Origin of the sequence: Paenibacillus residui (genome assembly GCF_042677205.1) — a bacterium.
GTDB lineage: Bacteria > Bacillota > Bacilli > Paenibacillales > NBRC-103111 > Paenibacillus_L > Paenibacillus_L residui.
This window is the reverse complement of sequence record NZ_JBHTIU010000025.1, coordinates 1-18,896: the sequence shown is the minus strand read 5'-3', so window position 1 is coordinate 18,896 and position 18,896 is coordinate 1. Positions and strand designations below refer to the sequence as shown.

At 51.9% G+C, this 18,896-nt stretch carries 17 protein-coding genes; 3 read left to right on the top strand and 14 right to left on the bottom strand.

Annotation, left to right across the window (positions count from 1 at the left end; all coding sequences use genetic code 11):
- Positions 1-99: 99 nt before the first annotated feature.
- A complete protein-coding gene (locus ACFQ03_RS06950) occupies positions 100-525 on the top strand; it encodes a VOC family protein (RefSeq protein ID WP_144938083.1) in 426 nt (141 codons plus the stop codon).
- A 161-nt stretch (positions 526-686) separates the two neighbouring features.
- Here ACFQ03_RS06950 and ACFQ03_RS06945 read toward each other — a convergent pair whose 3' ends face one another.
- The 13 genes from ACFQ03_RS06945 to ACFQ03_RS06885 all read right to left on the bottom strand — a co-directional run bounded on the left by ACFQ03_RS06945 (position 687) and on the right by ACFQ03_RS06885 (position 15,898).
- Positions 687-1,622 carry a fumarylacetoacetate hydrolase family protein gene (locus ACFQ03_RS06945; protein ID WP_379287053.1) on the bottom strand — a complete coding sequence of 312 codons (936 nt, stop codon included), beginning with the start codon at positions 1,620-1,622 and terminating at the stop codon, positions 687-689.
- 29 nt (positions 1,623-1,651) lie between these two features.
- Complete coding sequence (locus ACFQ03_RS06940; RefSeq protein WP_379287051.1) at positions 1,652-2,647, bottom strand: Gfo/Idh/MocA family protein; 996 nt, start codon at positions 2,645-2,647, stop codon at positions 1,652-1,654.
- The gene (locus ACFQ03_RS06935; protein WP_379287049.1) at positions 2,644-3,684 is read right to left on the bottom strand and encodes a galactitol-1-phosphate 5-dehydrogenase; all 1,041 of its coding nucleotides are present in this window, start codon (positions 3,682-3,684) and stop codon (positions 2,644-2,646) included. The genes ACFQ03_RS06940 and ACFQ03_RS06935 overlap by 4 nt, the downstream gene beginning before the upstream one ends.
- Positions 3,681-4,832: an aminotransferase class V-fold PLP-dependent enzyme gene (locus ACFQ03_RS06930; RefSeq protein ID WP_379287047.1), complete on the bottom strand. Its 1,152-nt coding sequence runs from the start codon at positions 4,830-4,832 to the stop codon at positions 3,681-3,683. Before ACFQ03_RS06930 ends, ACFQ03_RS06935 begins: the two co-directional genes overlap by 4 nt.
- Positions 4,833-4,887: 55 nt before the next feature.
- Positions 4,888-5,625 (bottom strand): MBL fold metallo-hydrolase, encoded by a 738-nt coding sequence (locus ACFQ03_RS06925; RefSeq protein ID WP_379287045.1) that lies wholly within the window; start codon positions 5,623-5,625, stop codon positions 4,888-4,890.
- Positions 5,626-5,661: 36 nt separating this feature from the next.
- Positions 5,662-6,048, bottom strand: a complete 387-nt coding sequence (locus ACFQ03_RS06920; protein ID WP_150959858.1) for a RidA family protein — start codon at positions 6,046-6,048, stop codon at positions 5,662-5,664.
- Positions 6,049-6,054: 6 nt separating this feature from the next.
- The gene (locus ACFQ03_RS06915; protein WP_150959859.1) at positions 6,055-7,221 is read right to left on the bottom strand and encodes a M20 family metallopeptidase; all 1,167 of its coding nucleotides are present in this window, start codon (positions 7,219-7,221) and stop codon (positions 6,055-6,057) included.
- Between the two features lie 31 nt (positions 7,222-7,252).
- Positions 7,253-9,484, bottom strand: coding sequence for a glycoside hydrolase family 20 zincin-like fold domain-containing protein (locus tag ACFQ03_RS06910; protein ID WP_379287042.1), 2,232 nt, complete (start codon positions 9,482-9,484; stop codon positions 7,253-7,255).
- A gap of 31 nt (positions 9,485-9,515) precedes the next feature.
- Positions 9,516-10,484 (bottom strand): substrate-binding domain-containing protein, encoded by a 969-nt coding sequence (locus ACFQ03_RS06905; RefSeq protein ID WP_144938105.1) that lies wholly within the window; start codon positions 10,482-10,484, stop codon positions 9,516-9,518.
- 25 nt (positions 10,485-10,509) lie between these two features.
- Positions 10,510-11,496 (bottom strand): ABC transporter permease, encoded by a 987-nt coding sequence (locus tag ACFQ03_RS06900; RefSeq protein ID WP_144938108.1) that lies wholly within the window; start codon positions 11,494-11,496, stop codon positions 10,510-10,512.
- Complete coding sequence (locus ACFQ03_RS06895; RefSeq protein ID WP_144938111.1) at positions 11,489-12,991, bottom strand: sugar ABC transporter ATP-binding protein; 1,503 nt, start codon at positions 12,989-12,991, stop codon at positions 11,489-11,491. Before ACFQ03_RS06895 ends, ACFQ03_RS06900 begins: the two co-directional genes overlap by 8 nt.
- A gap of 65 nt (positions 12,992-13,056) precedes the next feature.
- Entirely contained in the window at positions 13,057-13,755 is a 699-nt protein-coding gene (locus tag ACFQ03_RS06890; protein ID WP_144938114.1) for a GntR family transcriptional regulator, read from the bottom strand.
- Positions 13,756-14,746: 991 nt separating this feature from the next.
- Positions 14,747-15,898, bottom strand: a complete 1,152-nt coding sequence (locus tag ACFQ03_RS06885) for a phosphotransferase (protein WP_379287039.1) — start codon at positions 15,896-15,898, stop codon at positions 14,747-14,749.
- A gap of 188 nt (positions 15,899-16,086) precedes the next feature.
- On the opposite strand from ACFQ03_RS06885, the gene ACFQ03_RS06880 reads away from it, so the two are divergent.
- Positions 16,087-16,770 (top strand): GntR family transcriptional regulator, encoded by a 684-nt coding sequence (locus ACFQ03_RS06880; protein ID WP_150959888.1) that lies wholly within the window; start codon positions 16,087-16,089, stop codon positions 16,768-16,770.
- Positions 16,771-16,776: 6 nt separating this feature from the next.
- Positions 16,777-18,474, top strand: a complete 1,698-nt coding sequence (gene ilvD / locus ACFQ03_RS06875) for a dihydroxy-acid dehydratase (protein ID WP_379287036.1) — start codon at positions 16,777-16,779, stop codon at positions 18,472-18,474.
- Between the two features lie 46 nt (positions 18,475-18,520).
- On the opposite strand, the gene ACFQ03_RS06870 is transcribed toward ilvD, so the two are convergent.
- A complete protein-coding gene (locus ACFQ03_RS06870; RefSeq protein ID WP_379287034.1) occupies positions 18,521-18,697 on the bottom strand; it encodes a hypothetical protein in 177 nt (58 codons plus the stop codon).
- Positions 18,698-18,896: the final 199 nt, after the last annotated feature.

Below are 18,896 nucleotides of genomic sequence, written 5' to 3'. Positions count from 1 at the left end.
TTTGATTTGTTTCATTCGGTGTCCTGAACGACCCATGTTGCACAGAGGAATGCATGGAGCAGGCAAGTAATAAAAATATGGCCAAGGAGCTGATCAATAATGTCTTTAAGATTGTCCCCTTATCTTGTGATGGACGGAAATGCAAGAGAAGCAATCGAATTCTACCAACAAGTCTTGGATGCCCAACTCGTCTTCAGCCAATCTTTCGGAGAGATGCCGGAGAATCCGGACTTCCCTCTGCCGGCGGAAGCGAAGGACCATGTAGCCCACGCCATGTTAAAAGTCGGCGAAACCGATCTTATGTTTTCGGACACATTCCCGGGACAGCCTCATCAGAGCGGGAATCAAGTGACCATCTGCATCTCGACGAACGATAAGGAGAAGGCGAAGCAAATGTTCGAAGCTCTGCAGCAAGGCGGCCGTGTGAACATGCCATTGCAGGAAACCTTCTTCAGCCCTGCTTACGGCAGTGTAACGGACAAGTTCGGCGTCACCTTCCAAGTTTTCACCGAGGGCCTACAGTAAGGAATCGTTGGCCAAACGAATTAAGAAGGGGGCGGCTAACCCCCTTCCACTCACCTTACATGTCGGTCCGCATGCGGTGGTTCCTAGAGAACAAATTTCCAAATAATGTGGAACACGCTATTTTCGCCCTTTTCGCTTTCCAGGGGAAATCGAATGGGGCTTTATTTATGTTCCGGACATTGGCATCCTCTCTTAAATGTATTTCGAAGAATCCCGATCCCCTGGATTTCCGCTTCGGTTACATCCCCATCCTGAAGCCAGACAGGAGGAGTCATGCCCATTCCGACACCCGGCGGGGTACCGGTGCTTATTACATCCCCCGGCTTCAGCGTCATCGTTCTGGACAAGAACGATACCAGATAAGGGATGTTAAAAATCAGCTCTCTTGTATTGGAGCTCTGCATCGTAGTTCCATTCAGCTTCAAAGAGATAGACAGCTCTTCAGGATGTCTCAGCGAATCGGCCGTTACGAGCCATGGCCCCATCGGGGCAAAGCCATCGATCGCCTTCCCCCGGGTCCATTGTCCCTCCGACAATTGAATATCCCTGGCGCTAACGTCATTAATAATCGTATAACCGAATATGTGCTCAACCGCTTGCTCCTCGGTAATGTTCCGGGCGGTTCTGCCGATAATCACCGCCAGTTCCACTTCATAATCGCATTGACTGACCTCGTCCGGGATCCAAATGTCTTCCTCCGGCCCGGCTATGGAGTTGTTATACTTGGCGAACAAAACCGGCTTCGCGGGAATGTCCATCCCGGACTCCCTGGCATGATCCGCGTAATTCAGCCCGACAAAAATCAGCTTCTCCGGATCGGTAAGCGGTGAACACAGCGTGACCTGCGACATGGGAAGGCTTGAAGTTAGCTCCTCCGCCTCTATCTCTATCTGCCGCTTATATTCGGGAGTATGGCTCACCTTCTCGATTAATTGTCTCATCGTCCCTGAGAAACTGAGAGGGATGACCTCTCCGTTCCGGTTGACAGCTCCTAAACGAAGGGCTGCCTCCTCTCCCCTAGCCGCCGTCCCTTCCCGGTCCCGTGCCGTGTTTGGAGACCTGTTCCCTTCTTTCATTCGGTATTGTACCAGCTTCAACGGTTCCGCTCCTTCCTGCTTCTGTCTTTTTACAAGCTAATCTCTTTACCGGATTTCGCCGATTGCAAGATGGCCCCGGCAACTTCAATCCCGTGAAGCGCATCTGCAAAAGAAGTGTACTGCGGCTCTTCCCCTTGCGCTATACATTGGCATACATAGTTCATTTGCTCCCGCAAAGCCCCGAACCGTAAACCATTGATGTCCCGGTGAATCGCTAAATCCGGTGTTAATCTTCCCCCGCTGTTCCAAATCTGCACACCAGTCTCACGCGTATCCACATGAGCGGTTCCCTGCTCTCCAATAATTTCAGCGGTGTCGGCGATGGCAATGCCCGCTTCATCGGGCGTCATCCAATGACTTTCCAATACAGCAAGCACTCCATTGTCAAACTCCAGGTTCGCCCACAAAATTTCCGGACACTCGGGGTCCGTCAGCGCTATCTCATAGGCCCTTACCCTGCGGACCCGGCTAGCCGCGTACCAGATGGCCAGATCAATATCATGAATCATGAGTTCATAAACGGTATGGGTTCTTCGGTAGGTGGCAAAGAGAGACCTGGCTCGGCCCCTTCTTAAATAAATGCTTCGTGGTTTTCCTATTGAGCCGCTGCGAATCCCTTCGTAAACCTCGGCATATTTGGGATCAAAACGAAGCAGATGACCTGGGATAATACTGCGATTCTGATTGATGGACGCATCCCGCATTTCGGCTGCTTCCTCCACGAGCGTCGCTACCGGCTTTTCCACGAGAACACGCTTGCCGGACTTCAGGGCTTTTAACGTCGGCTGCAGATGGTCCTTTTCGAACGTGACGACACTGACCAAATCAATCTCTTCCTGTTCACAAAGCTGCTCATAATCCGTATACCTTCCGGGAACCCCGTATTGGTCTGCCAAGCTGTGTACTCTCTCTTCACGGATATCGCATACGGCTGCAATTTCAACATAAGGGAGGGAATGAAAAGCTTGAAGATGGCATTCCCCCCAGCTTCCGAGTCCTATTACGGCTACCCTTACTTTTCTCAACCGATTCTCCCCCCTGACGCATCCAGTAAAATCTTGCCATGATGGACTTGGCCTGCCACTAAATCCGCAAAAGCCTGGCCGCCTGAAGCAAGAGGCCTAACTTCCGTCCATCCCTCCTCTGTAACTGCCCCGCGTACAAGAAGCTCTACCGCTTCGGCAAAATCCTGGCGGGTGTAGCAGAAGGAACCCAGCACATTGATTTCGCTGCGGATCAAATGATTAACCGGCAGGCTGGTAGCATCTATTCCCAAACCAATATTCATTAAAGTTCCACCTGGGTTTAGCAAAGCGGCTGCAGCGGACCGGGTCGGCTGAAACCCTGCGGCATCTACGACCACGTCTACTCCCTTATCTCCATACATCTCCGCGGCGGCCTGTTCTACGGATCGCTCCAGCGGATTAATCACCATGTCCGCGCCGTTCGCCATTGCTATTTCCAATCGCCGGGAATTCGTATCCACCATAAGAACGGATTCGGCCCCAAGCAGCTTCGCCGATTTGGCGCAAAGCAAACCAATGCCTCCCGCTCCGAAAATAACCACATTCGGAAATACATATCCTTCCATCGCCCTCCTCACCGCCCTAAGCGAACAGGCGAGCGGTTCGGCGAGCGCTGCCCGATAAGGAGAAATACTATCCGGCAGCCGGATAACCGATGATACGGGAACCGTGACCAGTTCTCCATAAGCTCCCGGACGGTGAATCCCGATAATCTGCCGGTTTACACATAATTGAGGCGAGCCTTTCGTACAAGATCGGCAGCGGCCGCAAGCCAGGAGCGGATTAACAACCACCCTGGCTCCCATATCAATGAATTCATCCGCCTTCGATCCCGTCCCCTCTACGATGCCGCAGAACTCATGCCCCATTATGAGCGGCGGAACCCGCAAGCTGTTATGTCCCAGATATCCTTCGATTTCCGATCCGCAGATACCGACGGCTTCCACGCGGATCAATAGCTCATCTTCCCCCGGGCGAGGGGGCTCCACCTCGGTCCATTCCATCTCATTAGGCGCAGTCCAGATCAGAGCTTTCATCCATTCTCTCCCCCTTCCCCTTGAATCCCGGCCAACAGCGGAGCCAGCTTGTTCAGCAGCCAATCGACATCGTCCTTGTCGTTAAACAAGTGGAGAGAGATCCGGAACCGGCCGTCTCCTCCCCAGATATAGATTTGTTCCTTCAGCAGTCCCTCGGCAATTTGCTCTCCCGCCTCGTGCCTTACCGATATGTTTCCCGCCCGTTTCTCCGGCTGTACCGGAGTCATGACCTCAAGTCCCAGCTCCTTGAGCCCCCGGATGAGATAGCTCCCCAACTCAAGCACATGGCGCTCAATATTGGCGATTCCAATATTCAGGAGTAGTTGAACGGTAAAATTCATTGAGTAAAGAGTCGGATAACTCGGGTAGCCCAGCTCGAATCTTCTGGCATCATCCTGCAGTTCAAAAGCTTGAAACCGATTCGGACCGAACATATCCTTGACGCTTCTCCAGCCTACGTAAGCGGGAACCAGTGATATCCGTTCCCGGTTAATCCCGAATACGGCGGCACCATGCGTGGACAAAAGCCATTTATACGAGCTGCAGACGACAAAATCCGCCTCGTACATTTGTACGGGAACAACGCCGAGAGACTGGGTTACGTCCAGCAGAAGCAGTGTGCGGGTCTCTTTCAGCTTGCGGTATAGAGAACGGTAATCCAGCCGCGCCCCGGTCAAGTAACTGACATGGCTGGTCATAACCAGCCTGGTCCGCTCATCGGTGACCCGAAGGATATCGTCGACACCTACCTCGCCATTCGTATCCTCAACTATCCGGATTTCGATGCCCTTTTCCTTCAGCTTCAGCCACGGCAAAACTCCGGAAGGAAACTCCAATGTATGGAGGATCAGATTATCTCCGGCCTGCCAGTCCATGGAGCTGGCGATCATCGATATCACTTCGGAAGAATTGGACATGAATGCAATATCTTCCGGCCGGCCATTCATCATTTGCGCCAACAAGGCTTTGCAGTTGTTTTCCACGGACGTGTTGCGGTCCCTTCCGATCGGCCCCAGGCTCCGTGAACGCATATAATCCTCGACAGCGGCCATACTCCCCCTGTGCGTGGGGGTCTCCGCGCCGCTGTATAGCCAGGTCGTATTCTCCAGTCCGACAAACTCCGATTTATCTATAAGTGCTCTCATCATATCCCAATACCTTTCTTCATCCGTTGCCGGAATTTGTGCTTGACGGTTAATCTTCTTACAAGTTGGGCGGAATGTCCAACCTCACGAATTTCTCATGGGCCATCTCGATATGTTTCCACGCTAGAGTATTTAGGAAAGGGCCATGTCCGGGATAGAGCGCGTCTATCTTCAAGCCGTGAAGCCGCGCTATCGACCTCGCATAGTCTTGAATGACGCAGTCCCATGTGTTTTGCAGAACAATCTTCCCTCCGGCAAAAATAACATCCCCGGAAAACAAGCTCCGTTTTCCTTCCTTTTCCCATAAATAACTGACATGGCCGCGGGAATGTCCCGGGGTATCGATCACGCGAAAGGTAACGCTGCCTATTCGGAGCTCATCCCCATCCTGAACCGTCCCTGCAACCGGGCAGGCGGGATAGGAGAAGTCTCTGGCGTAAACCCCGGCTTCTATCGCCTGATTCAAACTGGTCTTGTCCCGATCCCCCTGTTCCAGCCACGGGGCCGCTTCTTCGGACACGATCACTTTCCAGCCATAAGTATTCTGGAAATAGAACGCTCCGGCAGCGTGATCCCCATGAACGTGGGTAAGCAGAATGTGGGTGATCCGTTCAAGCGGAATACCGCTCTGTTCAATATTGGAAAGGATAGCCTGCGGTCGGACTCCCCCTCCGGCATCGATGAGCACAGCTTCCTCGCCGCAATCCACGAGGTAGACATTGCAGTCCTTCAAATCGCTGAGCTGCATGCCGAATTGGCCGCTGCCCACGAGATACAGATTATCGCTGATCTTCATCCGCTTCCTCCTCGCCTGTTATTTCTTTCCCCCGGCTTACGGTACATAGGCGACGCACTCGATTTCCACACACATTCCCGGCGGGAATTTCACGATCTCCACCGTGCTTCGGGCCGGGGGTTCAGCAGCGAAGACCTTGCCGTAAGCTTCGTTGTATTCTTGAAATCTGTCAAGTTCATTTATAAATGAAAGGACTTTGACTACATGCTCCAGGGAAGTGCCGGACGCCTTCAGAATTTCGGATATATAATGCAGAACCAGCTCCGTCTGCCGTTTCATGTCGCCGGGATACAGCACCTCGCCTGTAACTAAATCAAACGGACAAATCCCCGATACATAGACCATGTCCCCGAGACGAACCGCTTGTGAATAAGCTCCTGAAGGGACCGGCGCTTTATCGGTTCTGATGATTTGTTTTCTCACATGGCATCACCTCCTTGGCGACTTTCCGAACTGACGGGCAAGCTCCTTGTAAAACTCGGCCGCCAGTTCTACTTCATCCATAGGTACCCATTCCTCATCCGTATGTGCCTGCTGGATGGAGCCGGGGCCGAATACGATGCTCGGAATCCCCTTCCTCTGCTGAAGCTTGCTGGCATCGCTGCCATAAGAAGCGCCGCATAATGCGGTGTTGGTCCCCAATCGTCCGGCTGCCGCAAGGGCGCTTCTCACAACCTCGGATTCAGGCGGAGTATCCAATGCTTCATCCAGCAGCAGTTCATGAATGGCAAATTGTACATTTTGCCCATGCAGGAAAGCGGCCAACTCCTTCCTGATTTCGTTCAGTACTATATCCGGCCGTTCCCCGGGAATGAGCCTGCGGTCCACTTTAATCACACACTGATCGGGGACGATGTTAATTTGGCTGCCTCCATGAATCGTTCCTACCGATAAAGTGGGTGCGCCGCACAGCGGATGAACCTTGCGTTCAAGGTCCCCCTTGGACCTCTCGAGATACTCCATCACCTTCATCATATCGGTAATAGCATTTCGGCCTTCCCATGGCACCGAGCTGTGCGCAGCCTTACCCAACGTTTCCACTTCAAATCGGACACAGCCTTTATGAGCGATAACAATATCCAGATTGGTCGGTTCACCAACCACAGCCCCCTGGATGGGCAGATCCAGGTCCATGAATGCCAGCAGCCCGCGGTAGGCATGCTCCTCATCTACCGATGCGCACATAAGCAGATCGGCCTGCAGCTCTTCCCGATGCAGTGAGAAATATTCCATCGTATGAAGCATAGCTGCAAGCGCTCCCTTAGTATCGCAGGCCCCACGCCCGTAGAGGCGGTTTCCTTCACGCCTTGGCTGCAGCGGATTAGGCATCCCCCCCAGGGATACGGTGTCCATATGGGCTTCGAACAGCAAGGTCCGCTGGGGATGACCGGTCTTTAATTCAATGATGAGGTTATCCCGGTTCGGCAGAACCGGCTGCCGATATACGGACAAGCCGGCGGCTCTGCAGCGCTGCTCAATGAATCGGGACAGCTCCATCTCTCCTTCCGCTCCTTCTTCATAAGCCGGGTTTACGGAGGGAATAGCAATCATTGCTTCCAGCAGCTCCAGCACTTCGGTTTGTTTGTCTGCCTGCACTTATACGCCCTCACTTCGTTCCATGATTTATTTATCCAACCGGGGCTTTGTCATCAGGAAGCAATTGGCCTAGGGCGGCCAAGGGCTTGGCTTGAGCGATCTTGGGGCCCCATTCCAGCAGCCATTCCCAGGGAAGGCTCTCGCCTCCGACAATGTAAGCGACCCTTTCCTTGGAGGCAAATTCCTCTCCCAGATCGGCTTCGAATTGTTTGCGGTATTCGTTAATCACCATCGGAATGTAATACTCTCCAATGGCCACCCCCGTCCAGGTATGCTCTTTCGAATCGAAATAATTTTCTTTGATCATCCGGTAATCCTCCTCGGCAGCGGCCAGAGCCTTCCGGGCAAAATGACGGAGCAGCTCCCGATTTTCCGGCATGTTCTTCTTGGCCTCCAAATAATGGTTGTAGGCGATTCCGGCTTCAGCGACTGCTTTCATGCGCAGCGCCATCAAATGAGTTGCCGAGGCACATTCTTGCTGTAGGCTGGTTAGACTGGAGCTTTGCAGAATGGCCTCCAGCGCGGCGATAACCGCTGCAGCCGAATCGAGGCATTGCTCCAAATACAACCGGCCCTCAGGTCCGATGTATTTGTTAGGCATGAATGGAAATGAAGGAAGCTCCGCACAAATTTGGGTTTCGTGAATACATGGAATTGTCCGGATGATGCGCTCGTAGGCAGGCCCATGCTCCGTACCGAACAGATGCCGGCTCGCCACGGCCAGGAACTCGTCTTGATCGAGCCTGCGGCTGTTCCACCCGTATTGGGCCGTTGCGAGGAAGTACAGCTCGTGACCGTACCACTCAAAGCCATAGCCGTTGATTCCCTTGCAGCCTGCATTGGCCGCCCCCTGAAACTGGGCGATGTCATTACGCAGGTGTTGAAAAGCGTAATTGCTGAGCTCTTCGGGGAACGTATCGGGAATCAGATAAGGGATTCTTCCTAGACTGGCGGCGAATCCGCTGCCTTCGCAGTTGCGAGAATAGATTCGTTCTCTTCCGAAAATATTGACCCACTTGATAAATTCCCGGTCGTCATCCTCCAAACCGGGTGCCCAGAACAGATTGACCTTGGGCGGAAGGAGAGACGCCCATCGCTTGAGTGCATCCGGCTCTTTAACAATCGGCGGTTCACGCAGCCACCTTACGCCGACGAGTGTATCCGGGTTAAGCACCCGGACATAATCCTTCAATAAATCGACAGAAACCTGGTGCTTGGCATCGTTGGGCGGCAAATGTCCGTAGGTGTTCCGGCAGGCGGAGCATTGGCAGAACCACTGCACCTCCTCGCTTTCCTCGAAGACAAGGCCGTTAAAGCCGAGACTTTCGATTTGCTTTACGCTTGCGATCAAGTACTGCCTTACCTCTGCCTTGGAAGGGCATAGCGCATCATAATTGTTCACATGCCCGGCTTCCTTCAACTCTTCGGAAAGGACCGCCCTCATTTCCGGATGACGGACAGCATATCCTCCGCTGTATGAGTTGAGACCGATATAGGCGTATACGTCAATCCCTCGCCTGTTGGCATATTCGATAACTTCAGACAGGAAGGGCTGGAGCAGGTTGGGATGAGTAAACGAAACCTCCATCCACTGGCCTGTCTCTTTACACCAGGTCTGAACGGGCAGGTCCCTTAGAACGGTTTCCGGATATTCGGGAAACTCAAACGGCCAGAAGCCGTACATGACAACATTCAGCGCGTTAACTTTATGCCGGAAGCACCAATCGATAAAGGCTTTCCACTTCTCCCCGTTCCACAACTGCATGCCGAAGCCGGCTCTGGCATAGCCCGCATACCAGGTCAAGGTAGGAGAAATCACCCGTTTTTCCACATCGGGGCCATCCAGCATTTGCAAGCATGGGATGGTTTGCCTGCCGCTTTTGCCGATCATTTGGGTCAGAGTCGTCAGTCCGTACAAGGCTCCCTGAACGGTAAGGGCAGCCAGTCGGATCCCATCTTGCTTCACAGCCAACACATACGATTGCTCCGGGACAGGACAGCCATTCAGCCGACCGACCTCTTCTTCGGTTAATTCCTCTTTCAGCGCAAATCGCAAATCGCACGATTCACCTTGCGATAACCATTCGGTCCCTTCTGCTCCGGCTTCCGTTAATTCCGCTGCTATGATGTCTTGAACCTTCGTAAGACTCTGTGGGACGAACACCTTCCAGCGAGATGCCGGCAGGGTGTATTCCCCGGGGAGCGACCCGGTCTCTTTAGGAGTAGGGAACAGAATGAACTTCTCTTCAAGGTTAACGTTCACTAAAGCTCAGCCTCCTCTAGGTATTCTTTAATCACTTTAAGTACTCATCCACGTTCTTGGCGGTAACGGGAACATAGTCGATCAATTCTTTCTTCTCGAATTTTTCCCCTTTGATCAGACCTACCGCTACTTCAACCGCCCGTTTGCCCTCTGCCGTCACATTATCCAATACCGTTGCCGCCAAACGCCCTTCTTTGACCGCTTTCAGGGCATCCGGTATACCGTCAATTCCCATGACCACTATGTCTTTCCCTGCTGCTTCCACTGCCTGCAGCGCCCCCATCGCCATCTCGTCATTCTGGGCAGCGATCGCATCGATCTCGGGGAAACGCTGCAGCCAGTCTTCCGTTATTCTCATTGCCTCATCACGATTCCAGTTTGCCGTTTGCTGAGTTATCAGCTTAATATCCGGATACTTGTCGAATAGAGCTTCCTGAAGTCCCTGCCCCCTGGTAATCTCTGCGGAGTGGCCAATCTGCCCCTGCAGCAAGGCGACATTGCCTTTGCCGCCCAAGACCTCCGCAAGCATTTCGCCCATAAAAATACCGGACTGTTTGGGATCCGTACCGACAAATACGTCATAATTTTCATTCTTCGTAAATGTAATAACCTCTACCAGGGGAATGCCGGCCCCCTTTACCTGATCCACAGCAGGACCCAGGCCTACAAAGTCAACCGTATTCAAAATGACGGCATCCACTTTTTGCGTGACCAGGTTATCGACCTGGCTAAGCTGGGTTTCAATTTTATCCTGGCTGTCCATGACGAGCAGCTCGACATTGAGCTCCTTCGCTTTGTCCTGCATAGCTTCCACAAGAGCTTTAATAAACTCGTGCGATAAGCCCTGGGCAGCGACGCCGATTCGGTATTTCGCATCCGATCCGCCGCCTTCCTTCCCGGTTCCCCCTTCACTCTGCGGCGGATTCCCGCAGCCGGCCAAACTTATACATAAGATAACAAGCAAACCTAGGATTCTGTTTTTCCAAGCGCTTCTGTTCATCTTCTGCACCCTCCATTATTGGGTTTTATTTTTTGGCTCTTTGGTCCAAGATGACTGCTCCTGCAATAATCACCCCTTTAATAATCTGCTGATAATAGGAAGACACATCCATCAAGTTCAAACCGTTATTGATAACCCCGATGATCAGCACTCCAACGACCGTGCCCGTCAATGTGCCGACACCCCCGAACAGGCTGGTGCCTCCGATAACTACAGCGGCAATCGCATCAAGCTCGTATCCCAGGCCGCTATTAGGCTGACCGGAACTGATTCGGGAGGCCAGCAAGATTCCGGCCAGTCCGGCCAGGAGACCATTCAGCACATAAACCGAAATTTTGGCCTTCGTTACATTCACTCCCGATATTCTGGCCGCATTCTCGTTTCCCCCTATCGCATACACATACCTCCCGAACTTGGTTTTCGTTAACAGAACTCCAAAAATGATGCATACGCTTACAAAGATGACAACCGGTGTCGGTATGGGGCCGATATAACCTTGACCCAGCGTCAGAAACGGCTTGGATTCAATGACGATCGGCCGGCCGTTGGTATAAATCAGGGCGATTCCTCTCGCAATCGTCATCATCGCCAACGTTGCCACGAAAGGAGCCACGTTGAGCTTGGCCGTCATAGTCCCGCTGACTCCGGACAACGCTCCCGAAGCCAGCATTCCGGCAGCAACGGCCAGGAGGACATAATCGGGATTCATCTGAACAATACTCGCCGCAATAACCGCGGACACGGCCATCAATGAACCAATGGACAAATCAATCCCGCCGGTTAATATAATAAAAGTCATCCCCACGGCCAGTATTCCTATAATGGATACCTGGCGCAGCACGTTCATCATGTTGTTCCAGGTCAGGAAAGCATCGGAGATGGAGCTCAGCACCAGCACCATCAGAAGCAGGATGATAATAATGCCGTATTTTCTCATCAGATCCGCCGAATGCTTGCTTTTCCAAGCCTTGAAAATACTTCTGTCGTTTACTTCCGCCGTCAATTTAGACAATTCCGTCCCCTCCTATTGCACATTCCAATATTTCCTCCTGAGTCACCCGATCTCTCCAAAATTCGCCCTTGATCCTCCCCTCCCCCATGACCAGAATCCGATCGCTCATCCCCATTATTTCCGGCAGTTCCGACGACACCATGACAATGCACATCCCCTGACAGGCAAATTCCGAAATAAGCCGATAAATTTCCGCCTTGGCCTTTACATCGATTCCCCGGGTCGGTTCATCAAGGATAAGCACTTTGGGACGGTTAATCAGCCATTTGGCCAATACCACTTTCTGCTGATTTCCTCCGCTAAGGAAGGAAACCTGCTGGCCTAAGCCGCTCGCTTTAATGGATATCTCTTTCATCATCAATTCACAGAGCCGTTTCTCCTCCCTGGAGCGGACAAATCCGCTGCGGGCAACTTTATGAAGATTCGCCAGGGAGATGTTCTCCCTTATTGAGCGGCTTAGAACAAGGCCCTGCTCCTTCCGGTCCTCGGTAACCATGGCCATGCCCAAGGCGATGGCATCGATCGGACGGCGAATGGAAGCCTTCACGCCGTCTATCCATATCTCCCCGGAATCCGCCCTGTCGATCCCGAACACGGCTCTCATGACTTCGCTCCGCCCCGCGCCCATTAATCCGGCAATACCAAGAATTTCTCCCCTGTGCACCTGAAAGCTGATCTCTTCAAACACCCCTTTCCTCGTAAGGCCTCTGACCTCAAGAACCGGCTCACCTATTGCGGCCTCTGTTTTTGGAAAAATACTGGTCAAGGGCCGGCCTACCATCATCGTGATCAAGCTTTCCTTGGTCAGATTGGAAATCGGCTCCGTTCCGATGTACTCCCCGTCTCTCAAAACCGTAACCCGATCCGCCAAAGCAAAAATTTCTTCCATTCGGTGGGAAATATAAATGACGGGAACCCCTTCCTGCTTGATTCGCTTAATAACTGCAAACAGAGTCTGCACTTCTTCATCCGATAACGCGGAGGTAGGTTCATCCATAATAATCAGCTTGGCATCATAAGTAAGCGCTTTAATAATTTCGAGCATTTGCTTCTGGGCTACATTCAATTCTTTCACTTTCTGATTCGGAGTCAGGCTCAGATGGTATTCCTGCAGCAAGCGCTCCGTATCTTCATGAATCCTTCTGCGATTGACGAAGGGCAAGTAAGAATACCTGCTTTCTCGGCCAAGAAATAAATTTTCGGCAATCGTCATCTCGGGAATGGGATTCAATTCTTGATGGATCATCGCAATCCCCATATCGAGTGCAGCTTTAGGACTGCCGATCGTCACCCGCTCCCCCTGAAAGTAAATCTCTCCTTCATCAGGCTTTACCAATCCGGTCAGTACTTTCATCAATGTAGATTTGCCTGCGCCATTCTCCCCCATCAAAGCGTGAACCTCGCCTTTTCTAATTTGAAGGTTAGCTGACGAAAGCGCTTTAATTCCAAAGTAAGATTTAGTGATTCCTTTCATTTCAAGCAGTATCTCATCCATCCTGGAGCCTCCTTATCGGCTGAATCCTGTTTGAGGCCGGGTTCCGACGAAGACGAGCAGCCGGTTTAAAACCAGGCCTGCTCATCATGCTCAATGACCCCTTCCTGAAGCTGAACGTACTCTCCATAAGAGCGATAAATATGCCTTCTCATCGTTTTCTCGGCATGTTCCGGATTTCTTGACGCCAAGGCCTCCACCAGCTCCTGGTGCTGTTCTACCTCCTTGCGCTTGGTCGATTCCCGGCCAAGAATCCGGTTGACCATGGAAATTTGGAAAGATATCGAATCGTAAGTCTGAATCAAACGGGAATGGTTGGAAAGCCTCATAATCGTCTGATGAATGTGCAGGGAGTCGCTTAACAAAGAGTCGACGGCAGGGTCTTCCTCCTTCCGCTTCATTTCTTCATAAAACTGCTTAAGGGAATCGATATCCTCCTCCGATGCGTTAAGGGTGGCTAGACGAATGGCCATCCCTTCCGTCACCGCTCTCAAGGAATAAATCTCATAGACGTCTTTCTGATCGAAGGTTCTTACCATCGGTCCCTTGTTGGGTACAACAATGAGAATTCCTTCTCCGCATAGCTGGCGGATGGCTTCCCTGACCGGGGTTTGGCTGATCCCCAGATCTTTGGCCACTCTCGTTTCCACTATGCGGTCTCCCATATTCAATTCACCGTCTAAAATCAACTGCTTAATATGATCGACCAAATCCTGGCTAATGCTCTGCTTATCCATAAAAAACTGTTTATTTCTCATAACGCTCATCCAATCACCTGCTCTGACAAGAATAATGGTTGCTTTGTTAATAAAGCCGATAAAGTTAACAGTTCAAGACCAATGTTCGGATTATATATTATGGATTATATATAATATATAATTTTGGTGCAACATATTTATTTTCTAAAGAATAGAAAAAGAGCGTCGGCGCGAACGTCAAAAAGCCCCCACCCTACGATGGGAGCCGCAATATGGAGATTAAGAGATTAGCTGTATTTGACCGTACCTCATAAGGACAAGAGAATGTCGCAGCGGGCTAACGGACACTGTGAGGCTTATTGGCAACGTTGGCCTTTTTGAAAAAACGGATCTCTCTATTCCGGGCTTGTATACATATCGAAACCACCAAATAACATCAACGGTGACCGTTACAATCAAAGAGACATCCTACGAGACCTATTCTATTAAAGGGCCCCGGAGGATTGGCGATTAATGGTGTACAACCAAAGATCATGCGAAAATCCTGCACGGTTTGGTTTTAACGGAACCCAGAGACCTTAATCGCACTAAAAAGGGCCTCTCGGTCATTTTAACGGAACCAGATGACCTTATTCCCAAGAAATGCTCGCGAAAGTAGAAGAATTCTAAGCAATAAGCGCAACTGTTTCCGTTAGTCTAAAAAAACCGCCTATTTTGACGAAATAAGGTCTCCCAGATCCGTTACGTTTTCGCTCTTGGACTTTTCACTAGTCAACATCCTGTTGAACGCCTTTCCCACTATGAATCGACAGCCTCCCCAAGTCCGTTACAATTTCGCTGTTTCTCCATTACCGGTTTCATTGATTACCAATTGGACTTTTCACTAGCACAACATCCTGTTCTACACCTTTCCCATAATGAATCGACAGCCTCCCCAGGTCCGTAACTTTGCAAAAGCTGCTCCATAAGGGAACAGCGGCTTATATCCTTCTTGGCTATATTTTTGGTCAGGTGATGGATTCATTAAGTTCGAATTGGATAATTTCGTAGAATAATATGGCTACTGCTTGATTAGTTCATCCATTTCGGCGGCCATTTCCATCTGGATCTCCGTGGCTCGGACAAGCCTCTCCAATAACGCTTCGGCCGCAGAACCCGCAGATCGTTCCTCCTCCGGCTTGTTGACCGCCTCCGTGACCTTCCTCAGAAGCTTCGGGACCTCCCAAACAGAGCGTGCCGCGCAGGAAATGTTGAAGCCCAGGCGGATGTCTCGCTCGTCCCCATTCCAACCCGATTGACGCATTCCTTCTATGTATGAACCTATAAAAAGCTCCCGATATTCGTCCAGGCATTCGATAGGCGCACTTCCTCTGCTCATCGTCAGTCCGTAAAAACGGCCCAGGTCTTCCCCGATGCCGGATAAACTCGCAAACTGCCAATCTATTACCGTAAGCCGGGCCTGACCGGCAGCATCGCGAGTGATCATCAGATTACTTTCATAGAAATCTTGATGGGCCATCGTTCTTGGCAGACGTTCTACAGCTTGAAGCCAGTTGTCCATCTGATGATTCACCCGCTCAAACTGCTCCACAATCCGCTCCAGCCGTTTGTCCTTCCCGCGTATCTCCGCAGAAGCTAGCGATGGCCGCGGCTGATATTTTCTGCACTCGTTGATCCAGGAGCGCAGCCAGGCCCGGTTAAGCCAAGGCTCCACCGGAAGCGGCTCCCCAGGGCAGAATGCCGCCTGGAATCGCCCAAGCTCCGCAGCCGCGAATGCGTAGTCTTCTTTTTGCCAGACCGGTTGTGTATGTTCCCCGATATCTTCTAACCACAGCCAGAGGGAACCGTCCGGCTTATTCTCAACCGCATAACAAACAGGAGTATGCAGTTCGCCCGGCAACCGCTCCAGCAGCCCGGACGAATACACCAGCGCTTCTCTCTTCCAGTAATTATAGTGTGCCGGATCATCCCGATCCGGGTCGGGACGCAGTCGCTTGACCACCATAGACCACGACACGGTCCCTGCGCCCGCCTTCGAGGTGCCCTTCACCCGGTAAACCCCGTCAGTAACAAAATTCCCGGCCCCCGCCCCTATAGGCGTACCTGTCCATGTTTCCAGTTTCCCATCTATGCCTGCGGCGCGGTTGGCAGCGTACTCCAACACTTCTACATTCAAATCATGCCGTTTGTCAATCTCCCGGGTTTGCCCCACCTCGTCATCCCTCCAGGGAGGAAAAATAGGATCATTTTCCCTGTACTTTTTCTATTCATCTTACCGAACATATTTTCGCCCGACAAGTATTTTTTATTAATGGCCGGGGAAATGAAATTACAGAAAACACTTGATTGAAATATAAATATGCGATATATTGCATATTAAATATTGAAGGAGAGAGAGCCATGCCCATTCCCAGCAATTTTTCAAAACCTATTCGATTGTCTGCCAAAGAACGGGCTTTGTCGCAAATTCAGAGATGGATTATTGACGGTACGCTGCAGCCCGGGGAGAAATTGATGGACGCGGAATTGGCGGAAGCGCTCGGCGTCAGCCGGACCCCGGTCAGAGAAGCCCTGCAGCTTCTGGAGGTTCAAGGACTAGTGGAAATGCATCCGGGGAAGGATACGAGAGTAACGGCTATTCAGAAGGACGACATTCTCAAGATGTATCCAACCCTTGCTTCTTTGCATTCCTTGGCGGTCGAGCAAGCCTGTCCGCATATTCTGCCGGAGCATCTTGAGCAGTTAAGAGAGTTCAACCGGCAGTTTGCCGCGGCGATTGATCATGGTCAGCCCTATCAGGCGATGGAATATGACGAGCTTTTCCATAACTTCCTGGTGGAGATGTCGGACAATCCCTATATTTCTTCTTTCAGCTCCTATCTGCAAAATCATATCCGCCGGTTCAAGTATGTTTTCCTGCAGCAGCCCGAGCCCTCTACTCATTCCTCCGTGCAAGAGCATGCCGGCATCATTGAAGCTTTGGAACGCAAGGATTCGGACACGGCCGCGGCCATGATGAAACAGAATCTGTTAAGACCTATGCGAGAGCTGTATGAATGGATTTCATCCCAAAACAAGGAGTGATGTATGATGTCAGAACAGCGGGATTTGAGGATTCGCAGCAAGGTAATCAGTGAAGGGGTTAACCGCGTGCCCAACCGGGCGATGCTTCGCGCGGTCGGCTTTCAGGATGAGGATTTCCGCAAGACGATGATCGGCGTCGTCAGTGCCTGGAGCGAAGTAACCCCATGCAATATTCATCTCGATGAATTAGCGCGGGAAGCCAAGAAGGGGGCCCGGCTGAACGGAGGGGCTCCGCTTATTTTCAACACGATAACGGTATCGGATGGAATTTCTATGGGGCATGAGGGCATGCTGTTCTCTCTGCCCAGCCGTGAAGCGATAGCCGATTCTATTGAAATCGTAACAGGAGCGGAACGCTTCGACGGCCTAGTCGCCATCGGAGGCTGCGACAAGAATACTCCGGCTTGTCTGATGGCGATAGGCCGCTTGAACCTGCCGGCCATCTATGTGTATGGAGGTACCATTCAACCGGGAAAGCTGGATGGCAAGGAGATCGACATCGTCTCCGCGTTCGAGGCGGTAGGACAGCACCAGGCGGGCAACTTGGATGATCAGACACTGCATCGGATTGAATGCCATGCTTGTCCGGGAGCGGGAGCTTGTGGAGGGATGTACACCGCCAACACGATGGCGGCCGCAGCCGAAGCAATGGGCATGAGCCTGCCGGGTTCATCCTCCACGGCCGCTATATCCCCCCATAAGGCCGTTGAATGCGCGGAGGCCGGGAAACAGGTGATCCGGCTGCTGGAGCGAAACATACGGCCCCGGGATATCATGACCAAGGAAGCGTTCGAGAACGCCATCACTTTGGTGATGGCCCTTGGAGGCTCGACAAATGCGTTCCTCCACCTGATGGCCATCGCCCATTCGGTTCAGGTCGATCTGAGCCTGGACGATTTTGAACGAATCCGGCGGAGGGTCCCCCATCTGGCGGATCTGAAGCCAAGCGGAAAATATGCGATGCAGGATCTCAGCGATGCCGGCGGAGTCCCGGGCGTCATGAAGCTGCTTCTGGAGAAAGGACTCCTTCATGGCGATTGCCTGACGATTACCGGGCAGACTTTGGCCGAGAATCTCGCATCCGCCCCTCCGTTGAAGGAAAATCAGACCGTCATCCGGCCCTTTGACAATCCGATCAAGCCCGAAGGCCCCTTGGTCGTGCTGAAAGGAAATCTGGCTCCCGAAGGAGCTGTGGCCAAGATGTCCGGGCTCAAGAAGCTTCGCTTCTCCGGTCCGGCCCGCGTCTTCGACAGTGAGGAGGAAGCCACTCGGGCAATTATGCAGGATGAAATACGCCCGGGGGATGTGCTGGTCATCCGGTATGCGGGGCCCAAAGGCGGGCCGGGCATGCCCGAGATGCTTTCGGTGACGGCCATGATTGTCGGCAAAGGGCTGGGCAGCGAGGTGGCTCTGCTTACCGATGGAAGATTCTCCGGAGGGTCGCACGGCTTCGTCGTCGGGCACATTGCGCCCGAAGCCCAGGTAGGCGGCCCTATCGCTTTACTGCAGGATGGAGACCTCATTACGATTGACAGCGAAACGCAGGAGATTCACTTCGATGTCACGGCTGAGGAATTGGAAGCAAGAGCGAAAAGCTGGGTGAAGCCCCCGCTCAAATTCACCTCCGGCGCGCTGGCCAAATATGCCCGGCTGGTCTCCTCGGCCTCCAGAGGGGCCGTAACCGACCTTGACCTTTCCGAATAAGGCGCGGCTGCGGATTGACCTGGTTAATAATTAAAGCCGCTTACCTTTAAGCTGATTTAGAAAAAGCCCTGAACCGGATTTTCGGATTCGGGGCCTTTTTGCTATGGAGTGCGTTATGTGAGATATTCCGCTGATATCCAGGGAGAATGGCGCCCTTTCCGGCATCGATGCCTGCCTTGGAAACTGGAGATTCTTGCTGCAATAATTCATCCAATTTCTTCATCTGGTGGCGCGCCCCGCAGCGGGTTGTGCATCTAACTTGAAAATCTAGATATGCATAAAGTAACTTTTTAGACAATACGAAACTAGACCCTTTGCCAAATAAGGGACTTGGAAAAATTAGGTATGTATCAAATTTAGGCCGATTGTTCGATGTTAACTTTTATTCCTAGAGACTCTAGACGTTTGATTGCTTGCTTAAT

Coding starts and splice junctions, on each gene's coding strand:
- ACFQ03_RS06905 (WP_144938105.1), bottom strand. CDS start 10,484: ATGAACAGAAGCGCTTGGAAAAACAGAATCCTAGGTTTGCTTGTTATC.
- ilvD (WP_379287036.1), top strand. CDS start 16,777: ATGTCAGAACAGCGGGATTTGAGGATTCGCAGCAAGGTAATCAGTGAA.
- ACFQ03_RS06895 (WP_144938111.1), bottom strand. CDS start 12,991: ATGGATGAGATACTGCTTGAAATGAAAGGAATCACTAAATCTTACTTT.
- ACFQ03_RS06870 (WP_379287034.1), bottom strand. CDS start 18,697: ATGAAGAAATTGGATGAATTATTGCAGCAAGAATCTCCAGTTTCCAAG.
- ACFQ03_RS06935 (WP_379287049.1), bottom strand. CDS start 3,684: ATGAAAGCTCTGATCTGGACTGCGCCTAATGAGATGGAATGGACCGAG.
- ACFQ03_RS06925 (WP_379287045.1), bottom strand. CDS start 5,625: ATGAAGATCAGCGATAATCTGTATCTCGTGGGCAGCGGCCAATTCGGC.
- ACFQ03_RS06890 (WP_144938114.1), bottom strand. CDS start 13,755: ATGAGCGTTATGAGAAATAAACAGTTTTTTATGGATAAGCAGAGCATT.
- ACFQ03_RS06930 (WP_379287047.1), bottom strand. CDS start 4,832: ATGATGAGAGCACTTATAGATAAATCGGAGTTTGTCGGACTGGAGAAT.
- ACFQ03_RS06880 (WP_150959888.1), top strand. CDS start 16,087: ATGCCCATTCCCAGCAATTTTTCAAAACCTATTCGATTGTCTGCCAAA.
- ACFQ03_RS06950 (WP_144938083.1), top strand. CDS start 100: ATGTCTTTAAGATTGTCCCCTTATCTTGTGATGGACGGAAATGCAAGA.